23 protein-coding genes and 1 pseudogene are annotated in these 21,956 nt (G+C 65.8%); 12 read left to right on the forward strand and 12 right to left on the reverse strand.

Going from position 1 to position 21,956, the window contains the following annotated elements:
- Positions 1–78 precede the first annotated feature (78 nt).
- Both BCL79_RS17275 and BCL79_RS17280 read left to right on the forward strand, forming a co-directional pair.
- Entirely contained in the window at positions 79–576 is a 498-nt protein-coding gene (locus BCL79_RS17275) for a GNAT family N-acetyltransferase (protein ID WP_183073814.1), read from the forward strand.
- A 71-nt stretch (positions 577–647) separates the two neighbouring features.
- Positions 648–1,040 (forward strand): SseB family protein, encoded by a 393-nt coding sequence (locus tag BCL79_RS17280; protein ID WP_121043258.1) that lies wholly within the window; start codon positions 648–650, stop codon positions 1,038–1,040.
- Positions 1,041–1,048: 8 nt separating this feature from the next.
- Here BCL79_RS17280 and BCL79_RS20530 read toward each other — a convergent pair.
- The 3 genes and pseudogenes from BCL79_RS20530 to BCL79_RS17290 form a co-directional block, all read right to left on the reverse strand.
- Positions 1,049–1,231 (reverse strand): annotated as a pseudogene (locus tag BCL79_RS20530) (hypothetical protein); the annotation flags it as partial.
- Complete coding sequence (locus BCL79_RS20145) at positions 1,141–1,644, reverse strand: hypothetical protein (RefSeq protein WP_147433922.1); 504 nt, start codon at positions 1,642–1,644, stop codon at positions 1,141–1,143. The pseudogene BCL79_RS20530 and the gene BCL79_RS20145, both read right to left, overlap by 91 nt.
- Positions 1,641–2,240: an RNA polymerase sigma factor gene (locus BCL79_RS17290; protein WP_121043260.1), complete on the reverse strand. Its 600-nt coding sequence runs from the start codon at positions 2,238–2,240 to the stop codon at positions 1,641–1,643. The genes BCL79_RS20145 and BCL79_RS17290 overlap by 4 nt, the downstream gene beginning before the upstream one ends.
- Positions 2,241–2,352: 112 nt before the next feature.
- Between BCL79_RS17290 and BCL79_RS17295 the strand changes: the two genes are divergently transcribed.
- Positions 2,353–2,679, forward strand: coding sequence for a hypothetical protein (locus BCL79_RS17295; RefSeq protein WP_121043262.1), 327 nt, complete (start codon positions 2,353–2,355; stop codon positions 2,677–2,679).
- A gap of 54 nt (positions 2,680–2,733) precedes the next feature.
- Complete coding sequence (locus BCL79_RS17300; RefSeq protein ID WP_121043264.1) at positions 2,734–4,230, forward strand: serine hydrolase domain-containing protein; 1,497 nt, start codon at positions 2,734–2,736, stop codon at positions 4,228–4,230.
- Positions 4,231–4,237: 7 nt separating this feature from the next.
- Here BCL79_RS17300 and BCL79_RS17305 read toward each other — a convergent pair whose 3' ends face one another.
- Positions 4,238–5,269, reverse strand: a complete 1,032-nt coding sequence (locus BCL79_RS17305) for a LacI family DNA-binding transcriptional regulator (protein WP_121043266.1) — start codon at positions 5,267–5,269, stop codon at positions 4,238–4,240.
- A gap of 312 nt (positions 5,270–5,581) precedes the next feature.
- On the opposite strand from BCL79_RS17305, the gene BCL79_RS17310 reads away from it, so the two are divergent.
- The 6 genes from BCL79_RS17310 to BCL79_RS17335 all read left to right on the forward strand — a co-directional run bounded on the left by BCL79_RS17310 (position 5,582) and on the right by BCL79_RS17335 (position 10,764).
- Positions 5,582–6,127 (forward strand): single-stranded DNA-binding protein, encoded by a 546-nt coding sequence (locus BCL79_RS17310; protein WP_121043268.1) that lies wholly within the window; start codon positions 5,582–5,584, stop codon positions 6,125–6,127.
- A gap of 160 nt (positions 6,128–6,287) precedes the next feature.
- A complete protein-coding gene (locus BCL79_RS17315) occupies positions 6,288–6,581 on the forward strand; it encodes a hypothetical protein (RefSeq protein ID WP_121043270.1) in 294 nt (97 codons plus the stop codon).
- A gap of 235 nt (positions 6,582–6,816) precedes the next feature.
- Complete coding sequence (locus BCL79_RS17320; protein WP_183073815.1) at positions 6,817–7,719, forward strand: hydroxypyruvate isomerase family protein; 903 nt, start codon at positions 6,817–6,819, stop codon at positions 7,717–7,719.
- 26 nt (positions 7,720–7,745) lie between these two features.
- On the forward strand, positions 7,746–9,431 hold the full coding sequence (locus BCL79_RS17325) for a GMC oxidoreductase (RefSeq protein WP_121043272.1): 1,686 nt from the start codon (positions 7,746–7,748) through the stop codon (positions 9,429–9,431).
- Positions 9,431–10,006, forward strand: coding sequence for a gluconate 2-dehydrogenase subunit 3 family protein (locus BCL79_RS17330; protein ID WP_121043274.1), 576 nt, complete (start codon positions 9,431–9,433; stop codon positions 10,004–10,006). The genes BCL79_RS17325 and BCL79_RS17330 overlap by 1 nt, the downstream gene beginning before the upstream one ends.
- 14 nt (positions 10,007–10,020) lie before the next feature.
- The gene (locus BCL79_RS17335; RefSeq protein ID WP_259462206.1) at positions 10,021–10,764 is read left to right on the forward strand and encodes a 3-keto-disaccharide hydrolase; all 744 of its coding nucleotides are present in this window, start codon (positions 10,021–10,023) and stop codon (positions 10,762–10,764) included.
- Positions 10,765–10,794: 30 nt separating this feature from the next.
- On the opposite strand, the gene BCL79_RS17340 is transcribed toward BCL79_RS17335, so the two are convergent.
- The 5 genes from BCL79_RS17340 to BCL79_RS17360 are packed head-to-tail and all read right to left on the reverse strand — an operon-like array spanning position 10,795 to position 15,429.
- Entirely contained in the window at positions 10,795–11,091 is a 297-nt protein-coding gene (locus BCL79_RS17340; protein WP_428999472.1) for a c-type cytochrome, read from the reverse strand.
- 18 nt (positions 11,092–11,109) lie between these two features.
- Positions 11,110–11,976: a sugar phosphate isomerase/epimerase family protein gene (locus BCL79_RS17345; RefSeq protein WP_121043276.1), complete on the reverse strand. Its 867-nt coding sequence runs from the start codon at positions 11,974–11,976 to the stop codon at positions 11,110–11,112.
- 19 nt (positions 11,977–11,995) lie between these two features.
- The gene (locus tag BCL79_RS17350) at positions 11,996–13,120 is read right to left on the reverse strand and encodes a Gfo/Idh/MocA family protein (protein WP_121043278.1); all 1,125 of its coding nucleotides are present in this window, start codon (positions 13,118–13,120) and stop codon (positions 11,996–11,998) included.
- 12 nt (positions 13,121–13,132) lie between these two features.
- The gene (locus BCL79_RS17355; protein ID WP_121043280.1) at positions 13,133–14,350 is read right to left on the reverse strand and encodes a nucleoside permease; all 1,218 of its coding nucleotides are present in this window, start codon (positions 14,348–14,350) and stop codon (positions 13,133–13,135) included.
- 26 nt (positions 14,351–14,376) lie between these two features.
- A complete protein-coding gene (locus BCL79_RS17360; RefSeq protein WP_121043282.1) occupies positions 14,377–15,429 on the reverse strand; it encodes a sugar phosphate isomerase/epimerase family protein in 1,053 nt (350 codons plus the stop codon).
- A 95-nt stretch (positions 15,430–15,524) separates the two neighbouring features.
- Here BCL79_RS17360 and BCL79_RS17365 point away from each other — a divergent pair, with 95 nt between their 5' ends.
- Positions 15,525–16,532, forward strand: coding sequence for a LacI family DNA-binding transcriptional regulator (locus BCL79_RS17365; protein ID WP_121043284.1), 1,008 nt, complete (start codon positions 15,525–15,527; stop codon positions 16,530–16,532).
- A gap of 116 nt (positions 16,533–16,648) precedes the next feature.
- Here the strand turns inward: BCL79_RS17365 and BCL79_RS17370 are convergent, their stop codons facing one another.
- Together BCL79_RS17370 and BCL79_RS17375 are read right to left on the reverse strand one after the other, a co-directional pair.
- A complete protein-coding gene (locus BCL79_RS17370) occupies positions 16,649–17,884 on the reverse strand; it encodes an MFS transporter (protein ID WP_183073816.1) in 1,236 nt (411 codons plus the stop codon).
- Positions 17,885–17,904: 20 nt separating this feature from the next.
- Positions 17,905–18,324, reverse strand: coding sequence for a hypothetical protein (locus tag BCL79_RS17375; RefSeq protein ID WP_121043287.1), 420 nt, complete (start codon positions 18,322–18,324; stop codon positions 17,905–17,907).
- A gap of 520 nt (positions 18,325–18,844) precedes the next feature.
- On the opposite strand from BCL79_RS17375, the gene BCL79_RS17380 reads away from it, so the two are divergent.
- Positions 18,845–19,870 carry an AI-2E family transporter gene (locus BCL79_RS17380; RefSeq protein ID WP_121043289.1) on the forward strand — a complete coding sequence of 342 codons (1,026 nt, stop codon included), beginning with the start codon at positions 18,845–18,847 and terminating at the stop codon, positions 19,868–19,870.
- 13 nt (positions 19,871–19,883) lie between these two features.
- Here the strand turns inward: BCL79_RS17380 and BCL79_RS17385 are convergent, their stop codons facing one another.
- Positions 19,884–21,929, reverse strand: coding sequence for a TonB-dependent receptor (locus BCL79_RS17385; RefSeq protein ID WP_121043291.1), 2,046 nt, complete (start codon positions 21,927–21,929; stop codon positions 19,884–19,886).
- Between the last annotated feature and the right edge of the window lie 27 nt (positions 21,930–21,956).

Raw genomic sequence — 21,956 nt, forward strand, 5'->3', positions numbered from 1 at the left:
GGCCTGCCGTTCGCGGTGGGCCGGGCACTACAATCGGGCTCGCGATCGCGCAAGGCGATCCTTTCGAGTACGTTCTCCATGTCACGCCTGTCCCTGCGCCCCGCGACGCCCGACGACGCCGAGCGCCTGTTCCACCTGATGCAGTTCTACTACTTCGAGGCGTCGGCCTGGAGCGGAGAAGAAGTTCGCCCTGATGGTCTGTTCGACTGTGACCGGCGCGATGTCGAGGCCTCGCTGCGCGACGATCCACAGTGGGCGCGGTTGTTGTTCGTCGACGAGGCACTCGCCGGCTTCGTGCTGGTGGACCGGGTGGAACGGGACGGCCACCACTATCCTGAACTGGCCGATCTCTTCGTGCTTCCCAAGTACCGGCGGCAAGGCCTGGCGGCCTACGTGGTCAACGCACTGGTGCGCCCCGGCGAGGGGCAATGGCTGCTCGCAGTGTTCCGCGGCGACGTGGCTGCGCATGCCCACTGGCTGCGGACCCTGCCGCGTCTTGGCCTGCCGCATGTCGCGCTGGCCGAGGATGACCCGCGGTTCCACCTCTACCTGATCGGCGGTCCACCGCGCCCGTAATGCCGGCCGCTGGCCGGCTCTCCACAGCCCCGGCGGTACACTAGCGGCCCCCACCCATACCCCTGCATTCCATGAACGATGCCGCCCCCCAGACCCCGATCGAAACGCTGCTCAAGACCGCGATGGATGGTCAGCTGCCGATCGGCCTGTTCATGAAGGCATTCGTGGCGTCCGAAGTGGTGCTGCTCACCGGCAGCCTGGTGACGCCGGATGGCAGCGGTTTCGATCCGCTGCTGTTCGATAAGCAGGGCGTGTTGCACGTGTCCGTGTTCACCGATATGAGCCGCGTCGGTTTCCACAGCCAGCAGGCCCCCCACACCATCCGCATGCTGATGCTGGAGGTGCTAAAGCGCGTCCCCGGCGGCTACGGCGTGGTGATCAATCCGGGGACATCGCTGGGCTTTGAAATCTCGCCGTCCGGCGTCGGCGAAATCCTCAAGGACTTCGCCGACGGCCCGCGCTGAAGCTGCGTTAAAGTGACGTCGTACGTTGCATCGGCACGCTTCTGCGCGCTCGCGGTCAGGACGCGGTTGTCGTAGAAGCTGATTCTCTCGAACAGGTCCGTCACCCGCTGCTGGCGGTCGGCCGGCGTTTCGGCGCGGATGTAGGCGAGCAGTTCGGTGGAGGTGGTGTAGGGCAGTTGCTGGAAGCCCTTGGGTGCTTCTGGACGCGTGTGCGCCAGCGACCGGCCAGCCATGACACGCCCACGCAGCCTGCGACCACCAGCAGCCAGCCGGATGCCGTTGGCCCGGCGCTCTGCTTGATCGCGCCCCACCACGCCGGGCCGAACATCGCCCCGATGGCCAGGACGGCGAGTGCCAACAAGGCAAGCAATACCCGTGACACCCAACGCTCGATACCGGCGTCATGCCGGGCAATGCGCAGCGTGACCTCACGGGCGAAGCGCATCGGCGGCCCACTCTGCGGTGCGGAGGCAATGGCCTGGGCGATGCGCAGATAGTCGGCGGCGTCCGGCGCAGCACGCTGGCCACTCAGCGCCGCGCGCAGGCCACGTTCCTGGGCCTGCCATTCCTCGGGGTCGATACGGGGATCATCTGCGGTGCTCATGCGGGCACTCCAATACGGGATTCGAGCAGCTCGCGCAGCCGTTTCCGGCTGCGGAACAGATGGCTCTTGATGGTGCCTTCGGCCAGGTCGGTCAGGATGGCGATCTCGGCGATGGAGATCTCTTCCAGATGATAGAGGGTGAGCAGCGTGCGTTGCAGCGGGGGCAGGGCATTGATCGCCGCGTGCAGGTGGGTGTTGATGTCCTGCTCGCTGGTGCGTGCTTCCAGATCGATGCCATCGCCGATCCGATCGATCAACGCGGTGCCGTCGTCGCTTACGGTGTTCTCCACCAGCGGAATGCGGCGCCGTTCCAGGTGGCGCTTGGCGATCGAATAGGCGACCTGCGCCACCCAGGATTTCAACGCGCTTTCGCCGCGGTACTGATGCAGCGTCTGATGGATGCGCAGGAAGGCTTCCTGGCACAGTTCGCGGGTGTCGTCGGGGTGGCGGACCATGCGGTCGACCACGCGCCAGCACAGCCCTTGATACTCGCGCACCAGCTGCTCGAACGCGCCGGGCTGCCGCGACAGAATAGCGGCGACCAGTGCCCGGTCGGCGTCCAGACAGTCGGCAGGGGTGGGCGGCGGGATGCGCATCCCCATAGGGATACGTCGAGTGCGCCATCGGTTGCAACCGTGATCCGTGCAACCCATTCCGCCCTGGCCGTATCTCAGTGGACAAGCCCCTCCTCAATGGAACGAACGCCCCATGGATTACAACCTGATTCTTCCCGTCGTCCTGATCCTCGGCATCGTGTATGCCATCAAGAGCGTGGTCGATGGCCACACGCGCCGCCGGATCGTTGAAGCGCGCGGCTCGGAAGAGCTGGTGCGCTCGCTGCTGGCCGGCGATACCACCAAGCGGCGGCTGGCCTCGCTGCATTGGGGCTGCGTGTTGCTGACCCTGGCGCTGGCCTTCGGCCTGGTCGATCTGCTCGGTATCGACCGGGTCACGCCCGGCGCGATCGCCCTGCTGCTCGGTGCGACCGGGCTGGGCAACGTGGTGTACTTCGTGCTGGATCGCCGTTTGAAGTAAGGTCGCCATCCTGCCGCCCGCGTCGCCAGCGGCTCCCCTGCAACAGGACCTCGAATGAAACGCATCCTGGCACTCTGTGCCGGCGTTGCCGTGGCCGTGATGTCTCCGGTGCGCGCTGCCACGCCTGTCGATTTTGCCCCACTGTCCTCCCTCATCGAACAGACCAAGGCGGCCACGGGCCTGCCTTCGGGTACCGCCGTCGTGGTGGTGAAGGGCGGCAAGGTGATCCATGAAGGCTACTACGGTCTCGCGGATATCGGGACCGGCACGCCGGTCACGGCTGACACTGTCTTCTACATCGCCTCGGCGACCAAGCCGTTCTTCGCGCTGAACGCCCTGCAGAAGCAGGGCGCCGGCGAGCTCGACATGGCGATGTCACTCCAGCAGATGTTTCCGCAAACACGCTTCGATGGCCTGGACGCCGAGGCGATCACCGTCCGCGATCTGCTCACGCACACTGCCGGCGTGGACAACACCGCCCTGGTCTGGGCCACCGCCTTCAGCGGCGTGCACGACAGCGCCTCGCGGCGGGCGCTGGTGGCGGGAACCCAACGCGATCCGGACGCGGCGCACGGCACCTTCCGCTATACCAACCTGGGCTACAACCTGCTCAGCATCTGGATGGACCAGCACAACGGCCTGCCGTGGCAGGACCAGCTCCAGCGCACGTTGTTCGAGCCGTTGGGCATGCGGCACACGAGTACCCGGATCAGCACTGCCGAAGCGGCCGGCTGGCCCATGGCCGCGCCTTACTCGCTGGCCAGTGCGCAGCCGACCACGCCCCTGTATCTGCGCAAAGCGGACGACACGATGCAGGCGGCCGGCGGCATGGTCGCCACCGCGCCGGACCTGGCGCGTTTCCTGATCGCGCAGCTACCGGGGGAGGGCAACATCGCCCTTGCCCGGGAGATAATCACCCGCTCGCAGCAGCGTCAGGTCGCGCTGGACTCGAGCTATCTGGATTTCGCGCGCGACGGCTACGCGTGGGGCTGGTACACCGGGCAGTACAAGGGCCACCCACTGTTGCACCACTTCGGTGGATTCGCCGGCTTCCACGCGCACCTGTCGTTCATGCCGGACCAGAACATCGCGCTGGTGGTGCTCAACAACGAGGACGTGCTGGGCGCGCCGCTGACCAACCTCATCGCCGATCACGTATATGGCCTGCTGTTACACGAGCCCGGGATCACGTCGAGCTCTGCCGCCCGCTTCCTGGCGCTGCAGGCCAAGGCGGCCCAGATGCAGGCGAACGTGTCGCGCCAGCGCGAGGCGATCCAGTCACGCCCCTGGCGGCGGTCGTTGCCGCGCGACCATTTCGTGGGCCGATACGTCCATCCGCTGCTCGGCGAGATGCGGGTCGAGGCGGCCGGTGAGCAGGCGCTGCGGCTGCGCTGGGGGCGGCTGGACGCCGTCGCCAGTGCAGGCGAACAGATGGATCAGGGGCGCGTTGAATTCGTCCCCGGTTGGGGGAGCTGGCTGACCTTCCAGGCGGGAGAGGGCCAGGTACGGTCGCTTACGTTCGAGACCCTGACCTTCCAGCGTATGCCCTGAGCCAGGCTCAGCCGCGCAGCGAGGAGTCCCGCAGCACCTGCTTCACCGCGATGCTCTGGCCTTCCACCGGCTGGCCTTCGATCAGCGCCAGCAGTTTTTCCACCAGCAGGTGACCGGCCTGCTTGGTGTCCTGCTGCACGGTGGACAGCGGCGGGGAGACCGAGGCGGCCAGCGGGATGTCATCGAAGCCGGTGACCGCCACGTCCTCGGGCACGCGCAGGCCATGTTCGCGCAGGGCGCGCATCGCACCGATCGCGATCAGGTCGCTGGCCGCGCACAGCCCGTCGATACGCTCGCCGCGCGCCAATAGCGCCTGGCAGGCATCGAAACCGGACTGCTCGGTGGTGATCGCATCGTGCTGCAGGGACGGCTCGGCGGTAAGGCCGCGCGCCTGCATCGCCTCCACGTGGCCGCGGTAGCGCTGCTCGAACTCGGGGTAGTGGCTGGAGGCATGACCGACGAAGGCGATCCGGCGGCAGCCCTGGTCGAGCAGGTGGACGGTGATGTCGAACCCGCCCTGGAAATTGTCGCTGCCGATCGAGACGCCGGGCTGGTCGGGCAGGGACGCGCCCCAGCGCACGAAATGGGTACCTTGTTCGACCAGCCGCTGCAGGCGTTCGCGCGACTCGTGGTAGTCGCCATAGCCCAGCAGGATGATGCCGTCGGCCTTGTTGCTGTCCTCGTAATCGGCCTGCCAGTCGGTGGACAGCTGCTGGAAGGAGACCAGCAGGTCGTAGCCGCGCAGCGCGCAGGCCCGGGTGATCGAGCCGAGCATGGCGTGGAAGAACGGGTTGATCAGCGAATCGTCGTTGGTGGGGTCTTCGAAGAACAGCAGGGCCAGCGTGCCGGCATTGCGCAGGCGCAGGCTGGAGGCGTTCTTGTCGACCTTGTAGTTCAGCTCCCGGGCGATGGCCAGGATCCGCTGGCGGGTCTCGGCATTGACCATCGGGCTGCCACGCAGCGCCCGCGACACCGTCGGCTGGGAGACGCCGGCCAGGTGGGCGATATCGAGGGAGGTGGCTTTGCCGCGGATGGTCATTTCAGCAGGGGGCGAGGCGGTGGAGGGACATCATGCCATGCGCTGCCAGGGCTGGGCCGGGCGGCGGGATGGCCCGGCGGGCCGCCGCCCGGCCGCGTCCGGTGTAACCGCCGTCACCCTTGCGGGGTATGGCTCGAGCAGGTTTCCGGTCGCTGCCGGGCGGAATTCCGACAGGGTCGGGGACGGCGGCGATGATAAGATGGTGCAATCTGGATCCCCCCAATTCTCCCGAGGGTGGCCCGGCAGATCTGCACCCCGCCCGGGGCTGTGATATGACTGCGGCCTGCCCTCGGACAACGGAAGAGCAACCCTATGGCGCGCGGCATCAATAAAGTCATCCTGGTCGGCAACCTCGGCAACGACCCGGACGTGAAGTACACCCAGGGCGGTATGGCGATCACCCGCATCAGCCTGGCCACCACCAGCGTCCGCAAGGACAAGGATGGCAACCAGCAGGAGCGTACCGAATGGCACCGCGTGGTGTTCTTCGGCAAGCTCGGCGAAATCGCCGGTGAATACCTGCGCAAGGGCAGCTCGGTCTACGTCGAAGGCAGCCTGCGTTACGACAAGTACACCGGCCAGGATGGCGTGGAGAAGTACTCCACCGACATCATCGCCGATGAAATGCAGATGCTCGGCGGCCGTGAAGGCGGCGGTGGCGGTGGTGCCGGCGGCGAACGTCCGCAGCGCCAGCAGGCCCCGCGCCAGGAGTACGGCGGTGGTGGCGGTGGTGGTGGCGGTCAGCGCGGCGGCGGTGGTGGTGGTGGTGGCTACGGCCAGCAGCGCCCGCAGCAGCAGGCCCCGCAGCAGTCGGCGCCGCCGATGGACGACTTCGCGGATGACGACATTCCGTTCTGATTTCTGATTTTTACGGGTGTAAATAGAACCCCAGCAAGCCACTGTGCTTGCTGGGGTTTTTCTTTTCTGCACGGGACGTTCTGGTTCCTGCTGGTCTGGCGCCGGTCTTCGATCTCTGGTCGTGGCACGATGGGCCACAACTCAAGGGAGGAGTGACGGCATGCGACTGACGGACCAGGAACTCAAGCACGTGCTCAATGTCGACTGGGGAATGCGGTTCTGGCGTTGGTTCCGCTGGGTGCTGCTGGTCGTCCTGGCAGTGGCCGCGACCGGTGGTTACACCGGCCTGATGAAGCAGGCACCGAATGCGTGGCTGATCGCCGGCGCGGTCTATCTGCTGGTCGCCTGGCCGGGGCTCTGCCGCGCGTACGTCTATCGCTCGCTGCGGCGCATGATCGAGGCCGATCCGGAGGCCCGCGAGCAGTTGCGCCAGGCGATGCATCGCCGGGGATGAGCGCATGCTTGCTGGGCGGCGGCGCTGTCCTGCCGCAGCCCGGTGAACGCGACTACGTGGCACGCCGCCCTCCCATCGCACGAACGCGGCGAGAGGCATCACGCGCGTTGTGCCCCGCAGCATGCGTTTTCGTGCACCGCGTCTTGCAAAAAAATCAGTTCCTCCTCTATGGTGCAATCGATTGCATTGCAGCGGATCGTCAGCGTTTGATACCGGTTGGGAGGCCGGAAGACGGATGTCCATCCATTCGATCAGACCGGCGCCGGTATCGGGGCCGGGGCTCACGCGGCGCGATGCACTGCGCCTGGCGGCCGCCGCGAGCCTTGGTTTGGGTGCTGCGGGCGTGCTGCCGGCGTTTGCCGCGGCCGCGCCGCTCAGGGGCAACCTGAAGCACTCCGTCGCCCGCTGGACCTTTCCGCAGCAGTCGGTCGCGCAACTGTGCAGGATGGTGAAGGACATCGGGTTCGCTGCCATCGATCTGGTCGGCCCGGAGGACTGGCCCACGCTGAAGGCCCATGGCGTGGACAGCTCGATGTGCAACGGTGCGGAGCTGGGCCTGACCAAGGGCTTTGCCGGCCGCGAGTTCCACGACCAACTGGTGGAGCGCTACACGCGGCACATCGATCTGGTCGCCGATGCCGGCTACCGCAACCTCATCTGCTTCTCCGGCAATCGGAACGGCATGGACCCCGAGGAAGGCATGGCCCATGCCGAAGCGGGGCTCAAGCGCCTCCTCCGGCACGCCGAGAAACGCAACGTCGTACTGGTGATGGAGCTGCTGAACTCCAGGGTCGATCATCCCGACTACCTGTGCGACACCTCCGCATGGGGCGTGGCGCTGTGCCAGCGGCTCGGCTCGGACCACTTCGGCCTGCTCTACGACATCTATCACATGCAGATCATGGAGGGCGACATCATCGCCACCATCGGCAGGGATCACGCCTGTTTCAAGCATTACCACACGGCGGGCGTGCCGGGCCGGCACGAGATCGGGGACCAGCAGGAACTCAATTACCCCGCCATCTGTCGCGCGATCCGCGACACCGGTTTCGACGGATATCTGGCGCAGGAATTCATGCCTGCGGCACCGGATCCCGTCGGCTCGCTGCGCGAGGCGATCCGCCTCTGCGACGTCTGAAACGATATCCACCAGGTGAGAGATCCATGGCAGACAATCATTACGACGCGATCGTCGTTGGCTCGGGAATCAGTGGCGGTTGGGCGGCGAAGGAACTGACCGAGAAGGGCCTCAAGGTGCTGATGCTGGAACGCGGCCGCAACATCGAGCACGTTAAGGACTACGTCAACGCGATGAAGGAACCGTGGGACTTCCCGCACCGCAACCGGCCAACCCAGGCGATGAAGGCCGCCTTCCCGGTGCTGATGCGCGACTACGCGCTGGCCGAGAACCTCCAGGGCATGTGGGCCGACGAACAGGAATCGCCCTACATCGAGACCAAGCGCTTCGACTGGTTCCGCGGCTACCACGTCGGTGGACGTTCGCTGATGTGGGGCCGGCAGAGCTATCGCTTCTCCGACCTGGATTTTGAGGCGAACCTCAAGGACGGCATCGCCACCGACTGGCCGATCCGCTACGCCGACATCGCACCCTGGTACGACCATGTGGAGAAGTTCGCCGGCATCGCTGGCACCCGTGAAGGGCTGGACGTGCTGCCGGACGGCCAGTTCCTGCCGCCGATCCCGTTGAACATCGTCGAAAAGGACGTGGCCGCGCGGATCAGGAAGGCCTTCGGCGGAACCCGGCACATGATCCACTCGCGCACCGCCAACATCACCCAGCCATTGCCCGAGCAGGGTCGGGTCAACTGCCAGTACCGCAACAAGTGCATTCTTGGCTGTCCCTTCGGTGCGTACTTTTCGACACAGGCGGCGACGCTGCCGGCGGCCATGAAGACGGGCAACCTGACGTTGCGGCCGTTCTCGATCGTCAAGGAAGTGCTCTACGACAAGGACCGCAAGCGTGCGCGCGGGGTGGAGGTCATCGATGCCGAGACGGGGCAGACCTATGAGTACACGGCCAAGGTCATCTTCCTCAATGCGTCCTCCTTCAACTCCACCTGGCTGCTGATGAACTCGGCCACCGATGTGTGGGATGGCGGGCTGGGCGCATCGTCGGGCGAGCTGGGCCACAACGTGATGGACCATCATTTCGGTGCGGGCGCCTCGGGCCGGGTCGAGGGCTATGAGGACAAGTACTACTTCGGCCGTCGTCCCTGCGGCTTCTACATTCCCCGCTTCCGCAACGTGGCTGCGGACAAGCGCCGCTACCTGCGTGGCTTCGGCTACCAGGGCGGTGCCAGCCGCACGGGATGGTCGCGCGAGATCGCCGAGCTGAACATCGGTGCCGACCTGAAGGAGGCGCTGACCGTGCCCGGTGACTGGCGCATCGGCATGACCGGCTTCGGCGAAATGCTGCCGCACCACGACAACACGATCCGCCTGGACGGCGACCGCAAGGACAAGTGGGGACTGCCGGTGCTGGCGATGGATGTCTCCATGCGCGCCAACGAACTGGCCATGCGCAAGGACATGGCCGCCGATGCTGCTGAGATGCTCGAGGCCGCGGGGGTCAAAGACGTGGAGATGCATGACAATGACTACGCGCCAGGCAAGGGCATCCACGAAATGGGGACCGCGCGCATGGGCCGTGACCGCAGGACGTCCGTGCTGAACCAGCACAACCAGGTCTGGGATGCGCCCAACGTCTATGTGACCGACGGTGCCTGCATGACGTCCAGCGCGTGCGTGAATCCTTCGCTGACCTACATGGCGCTGACGGCGCGGGCCGCCGACCATGCCGCACGCGAACTGAAAGCGGGGAATCTCTGATGGATCGTCGCGAACTGCTGAAGATGATCGTCGCCGCCACCGGTGCGGCCATGATCGGTCTGCCCGCGCTCGGTCAGGCACAGGCTCCTGCCGCAGGTGCGAAGTCGCGCTTCTCCGACGCGGATGTCGGCACGCTGGACGAGATCGCTGAGACCATCCTGCCGCGGACGACAACGCCGGGGGCGAAAGACGCAGGCGCCGGTGCGTTCATGGCGACGTTCGTCAGCGACTGCTACACCGCCCGGCAGCAGGCGACGTTCCGCGCCGGCCTGGCCGATATCGACAAACGCGCGGGCGGCCGCTTCGTCTCGCTCGCGCCGCAGGCACGCACCGAGCTGCTGCGCGCGCTGGATACAGAGGCCAGGAAACAGGCAGTCGAGGTCACCGAGACCGGTACCGCCGAGGAAGGGGAGCCGATGCCGCATTACTTCACGATGTTCAAGCAGCTGACCATCTTCGGTTTCTTCACCTCCAAAGTCGGCGCAACTGAAGTGCTGCGCTACGTCGCGGTGCCGGGGCGCTACGACGGCGACCTCGCCTATATCCCCGGTACGCCGGCGTGGGGGACCAGCTGATGGAGCGCAACAGAATGATCACGCCTGTGCTGATCGCCGTCGCCGTGCTGGTTGCCGCACCCGCGCTCGCGCAGGCCGGTGCCGATCCCGCGCACGATCCGGCGAAGACCGAGGTATGGACGCCCGTGCCTGCAACGGTGGCCACCCCGCCGGGAAAGGCGCCGTCCGACGCCATCGTGCTGTTCGATGGCAAGGACGTCTCGGCCTGGGAGTCGGAGCAGGGCGGACGCGTGCCCTGGCGCGTCGCCGATGGCGCGCTCACGGTGGTTCCGGGCAGCAAGGGCATCCGTACCCGGCAGCGCTTCTGCGACGTCCAGCTGCATGTCGAGTGGCGCACGCCCGTCGAAACCACGGGTTTCGATGGCCAGAACCGGGGCAACAGTGGCATCTTCCTGCAGGAACTGTATGAGCTGCAGGTGCTCGACAGTTACAACAACCCGACCTATGCCAATGGCCAGGCCGGCGCCATCTACAAGCAGGCCATGCCCTTGGTGAACGCCTCGCGCGCGCCGGGCGAGTGGCAGGCCTACGACATCCTCTGGAAGGCACCGCGCTTCTCAGTGGGCGGTGGGCTTGTATCGCCTGCGCGCATCACCGTCCTGCACAACGGCGTGCTGGTGCAGGACGACACCGTGCTGGCGGGCAAGACCGAGTACATCGGCGCGCCCTCGTATTCGCCCCATGCGTGCGCGCCGCTCTCCCTGCAGGAACATGATTCGAAGGTCAGCTACCGCAATATCTGGGTGCGCGAGCTGTAGTGGCACACGGCCGGCGTGGTCGCCGGCCGCTTATTTCGCCAGGTAACTGGCGAGATTGTCGATTTCCTGCTGCGACAGCTGGGAGAAGGGCGGCATCAAGCCGCCGCCCTTGCTGATCTTTTCCTTGATCTGCGCCGGCTGCAACCGCTTTGCGACATCGGTGAGTGCGGGGAACGTCGGCGGAATGCCGGCCCGATTCGCGCCGTGGCAGGCCGTGCAGTGCACGGCATAGAGTTGTGCGCCAGCGGCCGGGTCATCGTTGGACCACGCTGTGGGGGCCAGCACCGTGCCGAACAGCGTCAGGGCCAGCGTCAGGATCTTGTTCACGTGGGGCTCCTTGGCAGGCTAGCGCGGTGCGCTGGCGGGCAGCGTGGCGGTGAGGTGCTGGCGCAGGTAGTCCGCGCCCGTCTTGATGACCTTGGCCGGATCACGAGGGTGGTCGTGCTCGACGATGTACCACTGCACGCCCGCCGCCGCGGCGGCAGGCAGGATCGCGTTCCAGTCCAGAACGCCCTGGCCAACAGCGGCGAAGCCGCCCTCGTCTTCGGCCTGGCCTTTGGGTGCGTTGTCCTTGGCGTGTACCGCGAACACGTGGCCACGGAATTTGCCCAGCATCACCACCGGGTCATGGCCCGCACGGGCTACCCAGGCCAGGTCCAGCTCGGTCTGCAGGTCGGGGCCGGCCGCAGCGAACAGCAGTTCCAGGCCGGTTTTGCCGTTGAAGTCGACCAGCTCGAAGTCATGGTTGTGGTAAGCCAATCGCATCCCCTGGGTGTTTGCCTGCGCCGCGATCCGGCCCAGTTCCTGGCCCAGCGCGGTCCAGCCAGCGGCATCGGTCGGCCGATCCTTCTCGTCCAGGTACGGCACCACCAGAGTGGTGTTTCCGATCGAGCGGTTGAAGGCCACCACCCCGGCCAGGTCGCTGCGCAGATCGGCCAGTTGCACGTGGGAGGAAATGGCCTTGATCGAATAGCGGTCCAGCAGTTGCTTGAGTTCGGCGGCGCTGACATTCTGGGTACCGACTGTCTCCACCGCGCCGACGCCCGCGTCATGCACGATCTTCAACTGCTGGTCGAGCGTGCCGGCGTCGCGCAGCGTGTACATCTGCACTGCGATGGGCTGCTGTGGACCGGCCGGGGCGCCTGCGAAGGCGGGCAGGGCAACGAGCAGCAGCAATGCGAGGGTGGTGGTCCTGCGCGTAGCGATTTTCATCAACACATCCTCCCGGGATTCAACCGATGGTGGTCCAGGCACGGGACCTGGCCGATGCAATCACGCGGTCGACGATCAACGCCGAACGCAGGCCGTCCTCGAAGGTGGGCAGGCCCTGTGGCCGCTCGCCGTCGATGGCGTGGTAGGTGTCGGCGACGAACGCCTCGAAGCAGTGGCCGTAGCCCTGCGCATGGCCAGGCGGCAACACCGACAGCCGGCGTTGTTCGGCACTGCCGGCACCTGGCCCACGCACGAAGGTTTCCTCGCGCTGGTCGGGTCGGCCGATCCACAGCCGTTCGGCGTCCTCCTGGTTGAACGCCACGCTGGCCCGGGCGCCGTCGATCTCGAACCAGAGGCGATTGTGGCGTCCGGCCGAGACCTGGCTGACCGTCAATGACGCCAGCGTGCCTGCGCCGGTCTTGAACATCGCCGCGGCCACATCTTCGCTGGATACGGCCTGCATCGCGCCGCCCGCCGCCGGCGTGGTGAAGCTCTGGCCGGTGAGGGCGCCGCGCTCGGCGAGCACGGTGGCGAATGCCGCACTGACGTCGACGAAGCGCTCGCCACTGACCCATTCCACCAGGTCGCACCAGTGCGAGCCGATGTCGGCGAACACGCGCGACGCGCCGCCCAGCGCCGGGTCCACGCGCCAGTTGTTGCTGGCCGGGTCCAGCAGCCAGTCCTGCAGGTAGCTGCCGTGGATCAGGTGCAGCGGGCCCAGCTCGCCCTGCGCGATGCGTGCGCGCGCCTCGCGCACCACCGGGTGGTAGCGGTAGACGAACGGCACCGTGGCGACCAGCCCGGTCGAGGCGGCCAATGCGGCCAGCGCCTGGGCATCCTCCAGTGTGGTGGCCAGCGGTTTCTCGCAGATCACGTGCTTGCCCGCTTTCAGCGCCGCCTGCGCCATGGCGCGGTGCAGATGGTTTGGCGTGCAGACGTGCACCACGTGGACCTGCGGATCGGTGACCACCTCTTCGATGTCACGATAGGCGCGCGGGACATTCCATGCCTGCGCCACGTCGCGTGCGCGCTGCGGTGACGAGGCGGCCACGCCCCGGATTTCCGCTCCCGCCAGCAGCGCCGCGCGACGATGCACCGCGCCGATCATGCCGGTGCCGATGATGGCGATTCCAAGCGTTGGCATCGGGTGCGGTCCTCAGGGTGTGGAAGGGGCGGCCGCGACCACCGGCCGGTCGCGGAACAGCAGCAGGAAGGCGATCAGCACGACCAGCGCGACGCCCGCCGGGAACAGCCAGATCTGCTGCCAGTCCGGGCCAGCTGCCGTGGTGTAGTGCTCCACCACCGCGCCGGACAGGAACGTGCCGATCAACATGCCCACGCCGTACGTGGCCAGGGTGATGAACCCCTGCGCGCTGCTGCGCGCGGCGGGGCCGGCATGCGCATCGGTGTAGATCTGGCCGGTGACGAAGAAGAAGTCGTAGCAGATGCCGTGCAGCACGATGCCGATCACCAGCAGGGAGAAGCCGCTGCCTGCATCGCCGAAGGCGAACATCGCATAGCGCACTACCCACGCCGCCATGCCCAGCGCCAGCATCGTCTTCACTCCCAGCCGCACGAACAGGAACGGCATGGCCAGCATCAGCAGCACTTCGGAGACCTGGCCCAGCGATTGCAGGCCGGCCGCGCCGCGCACGCCCAGATCGTTGAGGTACGGGTTGGTGAAGTTGTAGTAGAACGCCAGCGGGATGCAGATGGCGATGGAGGCCAGGAAGAACACCAGGTAGGAGCGCGACTTCAGAAGCCGCAGCGAATCCAGCCCCAGGATCTGTCCCAGCCCGGCGTCGCGCTGTTGCGCCAGCGGCGGCGTGTGCGGCAGCGTGAACGCATACAGGCCCAGCGCCAGCGACGCCATCGCCGCCATCCGGAACGTCAGCTCGAGCCGATGCGCCTGTTCCCAGCCCAGCCAGCCGATCAGCACGCCCGCCACGATCCAGCCGACGCTGCCGGCCACCCGCACGAGCGGAAACTGCTTTTCCGGCGACTGCATGTGCCGCATCGCCACACTGTTGGCCAGCGCCAGCGTTGGCATGAACAGCAGCATGTACCCCATGACATAGAAGGAGAAGGTGCTGAAGTCCGTCGCCGTGGACGCCAGCCACATCAGCGCCGCGCCAGCGAGGTGGAGTACCGCGAGGATGCGCTGCGCCGCGAAGTAGCGATCCGCGATCAGGCCGACCAGGAAGGGCGCGACGATGGCGCCGATCGATTGGCTGAGGAACGCCGTCGCGACCTGGCTCGCGCTGGCCTGCAATGGCCCCTGCACCAGGTAGGTCCCCAGGGTGACGAACCATGCCCCCCAGATGAAGAACTGCAGAAACATCATCGCGCCCAAGCGCGACATGGTGTGCGTCATGGCTTGCCCTCCCAGGCAGTGATGGCTCAGATCCCCAGCATGCGGCGCAGTGATCCAGGATCGGTGCCGCTGTCGGCAAAGTCGTCGAAGGCGCGCCCGGTCACGTGGATGATGTGGTCGCGGATGAAGGCGGCCCCTTCGCGCGCGCCGTCTTCCGGGTGCTTCAGGCAGCACTCCCACTCCAGCACTGCCCAGCCAGGAAAGTCGTACTGCGCGAATTTCGAGAAGATCGCCTTGAAGTCGATCTGGCCGTCCCCGAGCGAGCGGAACCGCCCAGGACGATCGATCCAGTCCTGGTAACCGCCATACACGCCACTGCGCGCGCTGGCGTGATACTCCGCGTCCTTGACGTGGAAGATGCCGATGCGATCGTGGTAGCGGTCGATGAAACCCAGGTAGTCCATCTGCTGCAGCAGCAGGTGACTGGGGTCGTACAGGATCTTCGCGCGGGGATGGTGGTCCACCACCTTGAGAAAGCGCTCGAACGTTGCGCCGTCATGCAGGTCCTCGCCCGGGTGGATCTCGAAACACAGATCCACGCCGCAGGTGTCGAACGCATCCAGGATCGGACGCCAGCGGCGGCCGAGTTCGGCGAACGCTTCATCCACCAACCCGGGTGGGCGTTGCGGCCAGGGATAGAAGTAGGGCCAGGCCAGCGCGCCGGAGAACGTGGCGTGCGCGGTCAGCCCCAGGCGCTGGCTGGCCTTGGCGGCCAGCAGCAGCTGCTCCACCGCCCAGGCTTGGCGGGCCGCGGGATCACCGCGTTTGTCCGGTGGTGCGAATCCGTCGAACAGGCTGTCATAGGCCGGATGGACGGCAACCAGCTGCCCCTGCAGGTGGGTGGACAGCTCGGTGATCTGCAGGCCGTGTGCACCCAGCATGCCGGTCACATCGTCGCAATACGTCTGGCTGCGCGCAGCTTCGGCCAGATCGAACAGCGCCGGAGCGCTGGTAGGCACTTGTACGCCAGAATAGCCCAGCCCCGCGGCCCATCCGGCCAGCGTGTCCAGCCGATCGAACGGAGGTGTGTCGCCAATGAACTGCGCCAGGAACAGTGCTGGACCCTTGAGCGTTTTCAAGCGGATTCGCCCTCGATGCAATCGATTGCATTATCCTAGCAGGGGCATTCGAAAGAGCTGTTGTGCACTGCACAGCGGAAGGAAGAGGTAACGCCATGGCCACCATCTACGACATCGCAAAGCACGTCGGTGTTTCCGCCGGCACGGTGTCGCGGGCGCTGTCCCGGCCGGAAAAAGTCCTGCCGGCCACGCGCGCGCGCATCGAACAGGCGGCGTCGGCGCTGGGCTATGTCCCCAACACGGTTGCCCGGACACTCAAGACCCAGCGCAGCGGCAAGATCCTGGTCACCGTGCCGGACATCGCCAATCCGTTCTTCGCCCAGATCCTGCAGGGCGCGGAGGACGCGGCGCAGGCCGTTGGCTACGCTGTCCTGCTCGGCGATACCCAGAACCGGCCCGAGCGCGAGGAGCGCTATGCACAGATGCTCCGGCGCAACGAGGCCGATGGCCTGATCGTGCTGGGGCACCGCCTGCCGCCGACGGCGCGCGAGATCGTCCAGCAGCGCGGCGCCGCCGCGCCGGTGGTCAACGGATGCGAGTTCGATCCCGCGCTGGGCATCCCCAGCGTCCACATCGACAACGCGGCCGCCGCGCGCGCCGTGATGGAACACCTGTACGGGCTGGGGCACGAGCGGATCGCCGTGGTCGGTGGGCCGCGCGACAATCCTCTGCACCAGCAACGACTGGAAGGCGTCCGGACCGCTGCCAAGGCGCGTGGTCGCCTGCGCCAGTTGAGCGTCGTGCCGGGCGACTTCACCATCGAATCCGGGCACGCGGCCGGAATGTCGCTGTTGACGCGCGCGCCCGTGCCGACGGCGGTGTTCTGTTTCAGCGACCAGATGGCACTGGGCGTCCTGGCGGCCTGCCGGGATCTGGGCATCCGGGTGCCGGGTGATCTGTCCGTCGTCGGCTTCGACGACCTGGCATCGTCGCGTTACCTCACGCCTCCGCTGACGACCATCAGGCAACCGATGCGGGAGATCGGTGCCCGCGCGGTCAACCTGCTGCTCGCCATCATCGAACGTGTCGATGTGCCGCTTCAGCAGACGCTGGATTTCAGTTTGATGCTGCGGGGCTCGACTGCCTCGCCCAGGCGTAGGTGAGGGCAGTCCGGTGCCTGGCACCCGCCACGCCGGTTGGTCGAAGCGGCGGGGCAACGTGTCCATCCGCGGTGCCGGTGGCACCGCAGCCTCAGCAGCCATGCACCCAATCGATTCCATTACGCAGGTGCGTCTGCAACGGGCTCCTTGCAGACGAAGTACGCGTAGTAGGCAATGACGCATGCCATCGCTGAGATTATCACGACCGAAGCATAGCTCCAGCGGATGGAAACATGGGCGCCGGATCCGCCGACCAGGCCATACATGACGAGTATGAGAGCGCTGGAGACTGCGTTGGCTGCAGTCTGTACACGCCCCTGCATCCCCTTCTCGGTAAGCCGCTGCGCGGCGGTCGTAACCACCGGCCAAGCGGCCAGGCAGGTGCCGATCACAAAGTAGAGGAAGAATGCCTTCCAGAACGAACTGGTCAGGGCAAAGATTGCAAAAGAGAGGGCCATTACAAGCGTCGCGGCCACCAGCGCAGGACCATAACCCCACCGCGTGGCGGCAGCCGGGAGGACGAACGCCCCTATCACGGCACCTGCCGACAGCGACGCTTCGATTGCACCAAACTGGCCTGAACTGAGGTCCAGCACCACCTTGGCGAACGGCGCAAGCAGGATGCTTGTCGTCATCAGAGTGACGTAAACAAGCATCTGTATGCTGTACAGCAGTACCAGCCTATGCTCTCCCAGCAGGTAGCGGACGCCGTCACGGGTGTCTTGCCAGTAGCTGCCCTTGCTGGTTGGGTCGCAGCGGAACTCCAGGTGTTCCTTGCGCACGAACAGCATGCAAAAAAATGCCGCTGCGAAAAGGCCCGCGGTTATCAGCAGCACCGTCGCCGGTGAAGCGACCATCATGAGTGCTCCGCTGATAGGCATGCCGACGATGAAACCAACCTCGAATGCGATGTCAACCGTGGAATTGGCATGCAGCAGCCTGCTGTCGTCGACCAGCTCACGGACCATGGCCAGCAGGGCTGGTGTGTACAGGGCAGAACAGGAACCCATCACGAACGCCAGAGCCATCAGCGCAGCAACGCCCGGGTGCCTGATGTAGAGTGCAGCGGCAGCAACAAGGGCAACCACGCGCAGGATCTTCGTCGCCATGACGATGTGACGTCTGTCCACCCGGTCGACCAGCAGGCCGATTGCGGGGGCAAGAAGCAGGGAGGGCAGCCAGAAGCAGACCATCAGTCCCGCCAGTGCGGATACGGATGCGTGTTGGTTTACGACCGTCCACGACATGGTGAGCAGCACCATGCCAGCGCCGATGTTCGCCAACAGGCAGCTGACTATGACCCAGCGCACGGCGGGGATACCCAGAAGCGCCATCCGCGCGGTCAAGTGGTTCATTCGTTGCTCCTGCATGGCGTTCAAGAAGGGGTGTAGGCAACATCCAGGACGAAGCCGTCGAGGATCCGTTGCATGCGCTCCTGGACCTCGGCAGACGTCCGTCCTTCGACCTGCACGTAGCCGGCGCAGAATCCGGACGATCGCTTCGGTTGAATGCAATCGCCGATCGCAACGTTCATCTGGCAGCTGAGCACGCCGGGATAGGCCATGAGTTCCCGTGCTGTCGACAACCGGGTCACAACGCCAGCAACCGCCGGCAGCAGAAGATCGCCAACAGCCCTGTCACGCGTGTAAACCAGTTCGGGGTGCCGTCCTACATAGGTATCCATGATCGCGTGCAGAAGATCAAAGCCATACGCGTGGCCATGATTGAGTGGCACTTCGCAGCCGCTCAACCGTGCGGCGATCTCGCTCATGAAGAACCGGCCGTCGTCAGTCATGAAGAGATCAGATGGCCGCGATGGCGGCGGCGATTACAGCGAAGGTGGGATCTTCAGGCGTGCCATCGGCTTGATTGAGCGCTGGATGGCGTTCTGCCGTTGTGCCAAATGTGGTCTCGTTGCGAGACGGTCAATCGGATGGCGTGAAGTGTGCATGGTCGACATCGTGGAGATTCCATCAGGCATCGATACAGCTCCTTGCTTGCTTGTCGAAACACTAACATGGTGACCTGCGCCGGGGCCAAGATGGTGGTCTCATTTCTGATCGCTGAAGCGTATTGAATGACGTACTCCAGCGCCTTGAAGAGATAGCACGCAGCATCATCTGCACCGTTGAATGTGGGCGAGGCGCCGGGGATTCTGCAGCCGAAGTGGCCTGCTTAATGTGCTCGATGCAGACAGCCATCGAGCTCGGGCCGACGCTGCGCGATGGCGGCGAGCTGAACCCGTTCGCCTGGGCCTGTGCAGTTTCTTGATGGCGCTGGGCAGTACCATGGGCCACCCGTCAGGATGCGCCCGCATGTCCATAGTGATCCCCGCGTTGCCCAAGCCGCCCACCGCCCGCATCGCGGCCTGGTTGCTGATGCTGCTGGGCATGTGGCTGACCTTGAAACTCGGGCTCGTGGTCACCCTGCTGTCGGGCCTGCTGGTGTTCCACCTGACCCATCTGCTGGCCTCCACCGTCGAGGGCAAGTTGCCGCCCGGGCGCGCACGGGCCTATTCGGTGATCGTGCTGTCAGCGTTGATCATCGGCGCGCTGACCCTGGCGGCGATCGGCATCGCCTCGTTCTTCCGCAACGAGACCGGTGGCCCGGATGCGCTGTTGATGCGTCTGATGGACATCCTCAACACCTCCCGCCACCAGGTGCCGGACCTGCTGCAGCCCTATATCCCGGAAGACCTGCAGGCGCTGCGCACGGCGATGAACGACTGGGCGGCGACCCACCGCCAGCAGCTCGGTATCGCCGGCACGTCGGCCGTGCAGATCAGCGTGCGGATCCTGATCGGCATGGTGCTTGGTGCGATGATCGCGCTCTACGACGAGCTGCCGCTGCCGAAGATGGGGCCATTGGCGCAGGAGCTGATCGGCCGCACCAGCCGCATGGCCACGGCGTTCCGGCAGGTGGTGTTCGCCCAGGTGAAGATCTCCCTGCTCAATACGCTGTTCACCGCCATCTTCCTGCTCGGGGTGCTGCCGCTGTTCGGTGTGCATCTGCCGCTGTCCAAGACGCTGGTGCTGATCACCTTCCTCGCCGGCCTGCTGCCGGTGGTGGGCAACATCATCTCCAACACGGTCATCACCATCGTCGCGCTGTCGGTGTCGTTCTACGTGGCCGTGGTCGCGCTGCTGTATCTGGTGGTGATCCACAAGCTGGAGTACTTCCTGAACGCGCGCATCGTCGGGGGCGAGATCCAGGCGCGCGCCTGGGAGCTGCTGCTGGCAATGCTGGTGATGGAAGCGGCGTTCGGGCTGCCAGGGCTGGTCGCGGCGCCGGTGTTCTATGCCTACATCAAGCGCGAACTGCTGGATCAGCGCTGGATCTGAGGGGCGGGCTGCCCTACAGCTTCAGGTTCAACGACACGTAGGCCGCGCGCCCCGGTGCGGGTGAGAACATCGGCTGGTCATCGCCGCCCCAGAAGAAGTTGTCGTACCACGCATACGCGTACTCGCGGCCGGTCAGGTTCTTCACCTGCACATCCACGCTCAGCCGCTCGGACAGCTGATACGACGCGCTGGCATCGAGCACCGCGAAGGCGCCGAACGTGCCCTGCGTGTTGCGCTCTTCAATGTAATAGTCACCCTGCATCCGGCCCTGCAGGCCGAAGGTCCAACGATCGTTGGCGCGGTAGTCCACGCCGATGTTGCTGATGTAGCGCGGCGTGGCGATGACTTCGTTGCCGGCCAGAGCGGTACCGTCGGTGGTGAAGGCGCTGACCACCTTGGCCTGCTGGATGGCGTGCGAGCCCCACAGCGTCCACTGCTCGCCCAGGCGCGTGGTGACCTGCAGGTCGACGCCTTCGCGACGGGTCTGGCCCAGGCCGACCGAGGTGCCGGTGGCGGGCATGTTGGCGACCTCGTCAGTGGCATCCTGGCGCCACACCGCGATGCGCGCGTCGGTGCCGACAGCCGGGGTGAACTTGATGCCCACCTCCTTGCCGGTATTGATCGAGGGCCGGAAGGTCGCCTGGCCGGCGGTGAGGTAGGCCGGTGCGGTGGAGCCGGTCAGTACCTGGAACGTCCTGCCCCAGTTGGCATAGACGTTCAGGGCCGGGGTGATCGCATAGACCACGCTCAGCTTGGGCTGCTCGATCGTGCCGTAGTGCTGCAGCGGGGCGGTGGTGCCACCGGGCAGGCGGGTGCTGCCGGAGAAGTGGTCGACGCGGTAGGCCGGCACGATCTTCAGGGCAGGGGTGGGCTGATACACGGCCTGCACGTAAGCACCGAGGTTGTCCAGGGAATAGCGGTCATCGTTCTGGATCCGCGCCGGGGTCGAGAAGTCGGTCGGGACGGCGTGGTTGTAGCGCCGGCGGCGATAGGTGTTGTCCTGATGCTCGGCGTTGAGACCGGCCTCGACGGTGAGCGCAGGTGTGGCCGCCCAGGTCAGCGTGCTGAGGAGGCCGGTCTGTTTCTCGTCCCACTGGCGGCGCTGGCGCGGCGCGTTGCCGGGCACGTAGCCGGTGAAGGTCACCTGCCGATCGTCCTCGTAGCGGTTGTAGTACAGCTTGTTGCTGACATGCACGGTGTCACTCAGCTGCAGGTCCAGATGGGTGCTGAGATGGCGCATGTCGCGGTCGTCGAGATCGTTGGCATTCTTGAGCGCCGATCCGCGGCGGTCAGTGGCCAACTCTTCAGCCGTCATGAAGCCGGGCTCGTCCGCCTCGTGGTGGTACACCCGTGCGATCAGGCCGATGGTGAACAGGTCCTCGCCGCCGCTGTAGAACCACTTGCCGCCGAGCGAGTACTTTTTCGAACGGTCATGATCGCGGTAGCCATCGGAGGCCTGTGAGGCCAGGAAGTAATTCTGGGCGACACCGTCCGCTTCGCGACCGATCGCGACCTGCGCTTCGCGGGTGTTGTAGCTGCCGTAGGTGAGTCGCGCATCGGTGTAGTTGCCGCCCTGGCGGGTGCCGAGGTTGATGTTGCCGCCGATGTTGTGCAGGCCGTAGCGCGGGTCGTTGGTGCCGCGCACGACTTCGATGTAGTCGATGTCCAGCGGGAACACCATGTCGATGAAGCGCTGGTTGCCGCTGTTGACGTTGCTGGGAATGCCGTCGATCAGGATCTTGATGCCGTTGAGGTAGCCCTCGCCGTTGAACGCGCGGAAGGTGGCCTTGCCGGACTCCGCGCCCTGGCGGGTTTCAGTCAATTGCATGCCCGGCATCTGGCCAAGCAGTTCCCAGCTGTTGGAGACGTTCTTCTCATGCACCTGGTCGCCGCCCAGCACATCCACCGAGGTCAGCACGCGGTTCGCGGCGAGGGGACGGCGGGAGCCTTCCCGCACGTGCACGCTGCCCAGCGTGATTGCCGCATCGCTGGACTGCGCGCGCGCTTCACCGGCGCACAGGGTCGCCAGCACGGCGGACACCATTGCCTTGGTTCTCATCTCTTTGTGCCTTTCAGTAGCCGTGGG

Source organism: Stenotrophomonas rhizophila, from assembly GCF_003651185.1.
GTDB lineage: Bacteria > Pseudomonadota > Gammaproteobacteria > Xanthomonadales > Xanthomonadaceae > Stenotrophomonas > Stenotrophomonas maltophilia_Z.

Coding starts and splice junctions, on each gene's coding strand:
- BCL79_RS17275 (WP_183073814.1), top strand. CDS start 79: ATGTCACGCCTGTCCCTGCGCCCCGCGACGCCCGACGACGCCGAGCGC.
- BCL79_RS17280 (WP_121043258.1), top strand. CDS start 648: ATGAACGATGCCGCCCCCCAGACCCCGATCGAAACGCTGCTCAAGACC.
- BCL79_RS20145 (WP_147433922.1), bottom strand. CDS start 1,644: ATGAGCACCGCAGATGATCCCCGTATCGACCCCGAGGAATGGCAGGCC.
- BCL79_RS17290 (WP_121043260.1), bottom strand. CDS start 2,240: ATGCGCATCCCGCCGCCCACCCCTGCCGACTGTCTGGACGCCGACCGG.
- BCL79_RS17295 (WP_121043262.1), top strand. CDS start 2,353: ATGGATTACAACCTGATTCTTCCCGTCGTCCTGATCCTCGGCATCGTG.
- BCL79_RS17300 (WP_121043264.1), top strand. CDS start 2,734: ATGAAACGCATCCTGGCACTCTGTGCCGGCGTTGCCGTGGCCGTGATG.
- BCL79_RS17305 (WP_121043266.1), bottom strand. CDS start 5,269: ATGACCATCCGCGGCAAAGCCACCTCCCTCGATATCGCCCACCTGGCC.
- BCL79_RS17310 (WP_121043268.1), top strand. CDS start 5,582: ATGGCGCGCGGCATCAATAAAGTCATCCTGGTCGGCAACCTCGGCAAC.
- BCL79_RS17315 (WP_121043270.1), top strand. CDS start 6,288: ATGCGACTGACGGACCAGGAACTCAAGCACGTGCTCAATGTCGACTGG.
- BCL79_RS17320 (WP_183073815.1), top strand. CDS start 6,817: ATGTCCATCCATTCGATCAGACCGGCGCCGGTATCGGGGCCGGGGCTC.
- BCL79_RS17325 (WP_121043272.1), top strand. CDS start 7,746: ATGGCAGACAATCATTACGACGCGATCGTCGTTGGCTCGGGAATCAGT.
- BCL79_RS17330 (WP_121043274.1), top strand. CDS start 9,431: ATGGATCGTCGCGAACTGCTGAAGATGATCGTCGCCGCCACCGGTGCG.
- BCL79_RS17335 (WP_259462206.1), top strand. CDS start 10,021: ATGATCACGCCTGTGCTGATCGCCGTCGCCGTGCTGGTTGCCGCACCC.
- BCL79_RS17345 (WP_121043276.1), bottom strand. CDS start 11,976: ATGAAAATCGCTACGCGCAGGACCACCACCCTCGCATTGCTGCTGCTC.
- BCL79_RS17350 (WP_121043278.1), bottom strand. CDS start 13,120: ATGCCAACGCTTGGAATCGCCATCATCGGCACCGGCATGATCGGCGCG.
- BCL79_RS17355 (WP_121043280.1), bottom strand. CDS start 14,350: ATGACGCACACCATGTCGCGCTTGGGCGCGATGATGTTTCTGCAGTTC.
- BCL79_RS17365 (WP_121043284.1), top strand. CDS start 15,525: ATGGCCACCATCTACGACATCGCAAAGCACGTCGGTGTTTCCGCCGGC.
- BCL79_RS17370 (WP_183073816.1), bottom strand. CDS start 17,884: ATGAACCACTTGACCGCGCGGATGGCGCTTCTGGGTATCCCCGCCGTG.
- BCL79_RS17375 (WP_121043287.1), bottom strand. CDS start 18,324: ATGACTGACGACGGCCGGTTCTTCATGAGCGAGATCGCCGCACGGTTG.
- BCL79_RS17380 (WP_121043289.1), top strand. CDS start 18,845: ATGTCCATAGTGATCCCCGCGTTGCCCAAGCCGCCCACCGCCCGCATC.
- BCL79_RS17385 (WP_121043291.1), bottom strand. CDS start 21,929: ATGAGAACCAAGGCAATGGTGTCCGCCGTGCTGGCGACCCTGTGCGCC.